Origin of the sequence: Micromonospora sp. NPDC050397 (genome assembly GCF_044901685.1) — a bacterium.
GTDB lineage: Bacteria > Actinomycetota > Actinomycetes > Mycobacteriales > Micromonosporaceae > Micromonospora_G.
The window spans coordinates 1-5,437 of the sequence record NZ_JBJDPS010000036.1 but is presented as its reverse complement, the minus strand read 5'-3'; the positions used below and the strand labels follow the sequence as shown (position 1 = coordinate 5,437).

General features: G+C 72.2%; 2 protein-coding genes. Both read right to left on the bottom strand.

Annotated elements, in window-relative coordinates:
• The coding region (locus ACI2K4_RS36170) for a type I polyketide synthase (protein WP_404517622.1) at window positions 1–3,305 on the bottom strand (3,305 nt) is incomplete at its 3' end.
• A 126-nt stretch (window positions 3,306–3,431) separates the two neighbouring features.
• Window positions 3,432–5,437: type I polyketide synthase (locus ACI2K4_RS36165; RefSeq protein ID WP_404517621.1), on the bottom strand; the 2,006-nt coding region annotated here is incomplete at its 5' end.

The following is a 5,437-nucleotide window of genomic DNA, read 5'->3' as shown; positions in this document are numbered from 1 at the left end:
TCCACATCCACCTCCACCGCACCCACCGGCGGCCACTCACCCCAACCCACACCCACCACAGACCCACCCACCACAGACCCCAACACCCCAAACCCATGCCGCACCCACCCACCACCATCCACGGCACGGGCGAAGATCTCGAAGGAACGTCGGTCCGTGTCGTCCGGGGCGGCGACGGCGAGCTGCACGGCCAGAGCGCCCTGCTCGGGCAGGACCATCGGCGTCGACACGGTCAGTTCCTCGACGGCGTCGAGTCCGAGGCGCTCACCGACACGCGCGACCATCTCCACCAGTGCCGTGGCCGGCACCAGGGCCACCCCGGCGATGACGTGATCGCCCAGCCAGTCCGGCGCGTCGCGGGAAAGTCGGCCGGAGAAGACCATCGTGCCGTCGGCCGCCAGCTCGACGCCCGCGCCGAGCAACGGGTGCCCGGTGGCCATCAGGCCAGCCGACTCGACATCGGCGGTCAGGGTGGACGCGGAGAGCCAGTGGCGCGTCCGCTGGAAGGCGTACGTGGGCAACTCGACCGGACGGGCGAGAGGTACCAGCCGGGACCAGTCGACCGGGCAGCCACGGGCGAGCAGCGTTCCGACCCCCGTCACCAGCGTCCGTACCTCGGGTCGTCCGGCGCGCAGGACCGAGACGGCGGCCACGTCCCCGTCGTACTCGCCGAGCACGTCGCGGACCAGGCCGGTCAGGACCGCGTCGGGGCCCAACTCCAGGAAGGTGGTGACGCCCTCTTCGGCGAGGGTACGGACGGCGTCGGCGAAACGTACGGGTCGGCGTACCTGCTCGACCCAGTAGTCGGGGTCGGCCCACGCCTGCGCGGCTTCGAGGTCACCGGTGACCGTGGAGACGATCGGGGTGGTCGCCGGGGAGAAGGTCAGCCCTCGGACGACCTCGCCGAACCGCGCCAGCATCGGTTCCATCAGCGGCGAGTGGAAGGCGTGGCTGACCGACAGCCGGCGGATTCGGTGACCGCGCTCCTCGAGCACGGCAGTCACCTGCGACACGGCCGCTTCGGTGCCGGAAAGCACGACCGACGTGGGTCCGTTCACCGCAGCGATGCCCACCTCGTCGAGTCGTCCGGCCAGCAGCGGCAGCACCTCGGCCTCGGTGGCCTGGACCGCCGTCATCACCCCACCCGGCGGCAGCGCCTGCATCAGCCGGCCACGGGCCGTCACCATGGTCGCCGCGTCCGCCAACGACAGCACCCCGGCCAGGTACGCGGCCGCGATCTCCCCGACCGAGTGTCCGGCGAGCAGATCCGCCCGCATTCCCCACGAGGTCACGAGGCGGTGCAGCGCCACTTCCAGCGCGAACAGGGCGGCCTGGGTGTAGAGGGTCTGGTCGAGCAGCGCGGCGTCGGCGGTCTCCGGCTCGGCGAAGACGATCTCCTGGAGGGCCCGGTCGAGACCGGTGTCGAGGTGTTCGCAGACCTCGTCGAACGCTCGGGCGAAGACCGGGTACGAGCGGTAGAGGTCGCGCCCCATCCCGATCCGCTGCGCACCCTGCCCGGTGCAGAGGAAGGCGGTCCGACCGGGACGAACGGCGGCACGGATGGCGGCCGACTCCGGGCGGTCCTGGGCCAGTGCGGTCAGAGCGTCGAGCAGCTCGTCCCGGTCCTGGCCGACCAGCACGGCGCGGTGCGCCAGCGTGGCCCGACCGGTCCCCAGGGACCAGGCGACGTCGGCGTGGTCGAGGTCCGGCCGCGCGGTCAGCCATCCGTGCAGCCGGTCGGCCTGGGCCCGCAGGGCACCCTCGTCGTGGCCGGAGAGCAGCCACGGCACCGGCACGGGCGTGACCTGGTCGGTTCCGTCCTCGGGCACCGCGCCGCCGCGGGCGGTTCCGCCCTGGGACGCGGTGCCGTGACGGTCGGCCCCGTCCGGGGGCACGGTGCCGTCGCCGGTCGGCGCGGGCGGCGGTGCCTGTTCGAGTACCACGTGCGCGTTGGTGCCGCTGATCCCGAAGGCGGACACGGCGGCCCGGCGAGCCTCGCCCGTCTCCGGCCAGGGCCGCGCCTCGGTCAGCAGCCGTACGTCACCCGAGGACCAGTCCACGTGTGGCGACGGCTCGTCCACGTGCAGGGTCCGGGGCAACACCCCGTACCGCAGGGCCATCACCATCTTGATCACACCACCGACACCCGCCGCCGCCTGCGCGTGCCCGATGTTCGACTTGAACGACCCCAACCACAGCGGCCGATCGGCGGACCTGTCACGCCCGTACACCGCCAGCAGCGCCTGCGCCTCGATCGGGTCCCCCAACCGCGTACCCGTGCCGTGTGCCTCGACCACGTCGACGGCCGAGGGCGCGAGCCGGGCCGAGGCCAACGCCTGCCGGATCACCCGCTGCTGGGACGGCCCGTTGGGGGCCGTCAGGCCGTTCGACGCCCCGTCCTGGTTCACCGCCGAACCCCGCACGACCGCCAACACCCGGTGCCCATTCCGCACCGCGTCCGACAACCGCTCCACCAGCAGCAGACCCACGCCCTCGGACCAACCCGTACCGTCCGCCGACGCCGCGAACGACCGGCAGCGACCGTCCACCGAGAGCCCGCGCTGACGGGAGAACTCGAGGAACGCGACCGGGGTGGCCATCACCGTGGCGCCGCCGGCCAGCGCGAGGTCACACTCGCCCCGGCGCAGGGCGTTCGCCGCCAGGTGCAACGCGACCAGGGACGACGAACAGGCGGTGTCGACCGTCACCGCCGGACCCTCCAGCCCGAGCGTGTACGCGACCCGACCGGACGCGACACTGCCGGCGCTGCCGCCGAACAGATACCCCTCGAAGTCCTCGGCCGGCAGGTGCGGACGCGATCCGTAGTCGCTGTACATCACTCCGGCGAAGACGCCGGTACGGCTTCCGCGCAAGGTGGTCGGATCGATCGCCGCGCTCTCGAGCGTCTCCCACGCCGTCTCCAACAACAACCGCTGCTGCGGATCCGTCGCCGTCGCCTCACGCGGCGACATCCCGAAAAACTCCCGATCGAACAAATCAGCGTCGTGCAGAAAACCACCCTCACGCGCGTACGACGTACCCACCCGCTCCGGATCCGGATCGTACAAACCCTCCAGATCCCAACCCCGATTCGTCGGAAAACCACTCACCGCATCCACACCGTCAACCACCAACCGCCACAACTCCTCCGGCGACGACACCCCACCCGGAAAACGACACGCCATCCCCACGATCGCGATCGGCTCCTGCTCCCGCTCCTCGACCTCACGCAGCCGGCTACGCGCGTCGCGGGCGTCGGCGATGGCACGCTTGAGGTACTCGCGAAGCTTGTCGCCCTCTGCCATGGTGTTCAGCTCCCCAGGAATGACGAATGCGTTGACGGATTCAGGGCGGGTCGGGCCGCGACGCCGCCGGCCTCGGCGGGGTCGGTCGGGTTCGGTAGTGCGGTCGGGTCGGTCGAGTTCGTCGGGTCAGTCGAGCTCGTCGACGAGGGCGAAGAGTTCCTCGTCGCTGGCGGAGTCGAGGTCCGCGCTCCCACCTGCCCCACGAACCTGTGCGAGGTGCAGGTCCAACAGGCGGCGCAGCCGGTTGCCGATCTCGTCCCGGGCGTCCCCGGGCCACGCTCCGGAACGGATCGTGGCCTCCAGCCGGTCGAGGTCGTCCAGGACCGGTGCCTGGGCCGGTTCCTCGTCGACGACCAGTTCCTTGCCGAGCATGGCGGCGAGGAGCACCGGGGTCGGGTGGTCGAAGACCAGCGTCGTGGGCAGGCGCAGGCCGGTCGCCGCGTTGAGCTGGTTGCGCAGCTCCACCGCGGTCAACGAGTCGAAGCCCAGTTCCTGGAAGGCTCGGTCCTCGCCCACCCCGCTGGCGTCCGAGTGCCCCAGCACCGCCGCCACCCGGTTGCGTACCAGATCAAGCAGTATCCGGTCGCGGTCCTGCGGGGCGGCGGCAGCGAGCCGACGTACGAGTGACGCGGTGTGCGCCGTCGGGTCGGTCTCCTCCCGACGCGGGACCTGGACCAGTCCACGCAGCAGCGGCGGCGGCTGCTCACCCCGAACGCGCAGCCCGCCCAGGTCCAGCCGGGTCACCGCGAGGACCGGCTCGGTCGTCCGGTGGGCGGCGTCGAAGAGTTCCATCGCGTCGTGCGACGAGAGCGGCAGCAGGCCGAAGCGGGCCATCCGCTTCAGGTCGACCTCGCCGAGATGGTCGGTGAGTCCGCTGGACTGTTCCCACAGGCCCCACGCCAACGACGAGGCCGGCAGTCCCCGGGCGTGCCGGTGCCGGACCAGGGCGTCGAGGAAGGTGTTGCCGGCGGCGTAGTTGGCCTGGCCCGCCGTGCCGAGCAGACCGGCCACCGAGGAGTAGACGACAAACGCGGACAGGTCCCACCGCTGGGTGAGTTCGTGCAGGTGCCATGCCGCGTCGACCTTCGGCAGCAGCACCGCGTCGAGTCGCTGCGGGGTCAGGTCCGAGACCAGACCGTCGTCCAGGATGCCGGCGGTGTGCACCACGGCCGAGAGGGGCTGCTCGTCGGGTATCGCGTCCAGCACGGCGGCGAGCGCGTCCCGGTCGGCGACGTCGCAGGCGACGAGGTCGGCGACCGCCCCCAGATCGGCCAGTTCCGTACGCAGTTCGGCCGCGCCGGGCGCGTCCGGGCCGCGTCGGCTCAGCAGCAGCAGCCGGGTCACCCCGTGCGTGGTGACCAGGTGGCGGGCCAGCACGCCACCGAGGGCACCGGTGGCGCCGGTGATCAGCACGGTGCCCGTACCCCAGTCCGGCGACGGCGCGGTGCCGGTCGCGTCCGCCCGGACCAGGCGCGGTACGGACACCACGCCGTCGCGTACCAGTAGTTGTGGTTCGCCGGTGGCCACCGCCGCCGCCAGGACCGCCGCCGACCGGGGGTTGTCGTCGATGTCGACCAGGACGAACCGGTCCGGCTGCTCGGTCTGCGCCGACCGCACCAGGCCCCAGACGCCCGCACCGGCCAGATCGCCCGGATCCGTCGAGCCGGCACCCGCCGCGCCCCGGGTCAGCACGACCAGCCGCGAACCGGACAGACGTTCGTCGGCCAGCCACTCCCTCAGCCGGACGAGCACCTGCGCGGTGATCCGCCGGGCCCGCACCGGCAACGGTCCGTCGCCACCGGCGGCCACCGGGGTCACGATCACGGGCGGGGCCGCCGCACCCGCGTCCATGGCCGAGAGCAGGGATGCCACATCCGGGTACGCCAGGGCGGTGTCCGGTGCCGTCGGTTCGCCGAGAACCGGCCACCACGCGACTCCGTCGACGGCGGTCCGGTCGACCGGCAGGGTCGCCCAGTCCACTCCGAAGAGGCCGTCGGGTCCCACGGCTCCCGCTGCCCGCAGGGCCTCAGGGTTCATCGGGCGTAGCAGCAGGGAGTCCACCCTCGCCACCGGCACGTCCCACTCATCCGCCACCAACAACGACACCCTCAACGAACCACCATCACCCTCGC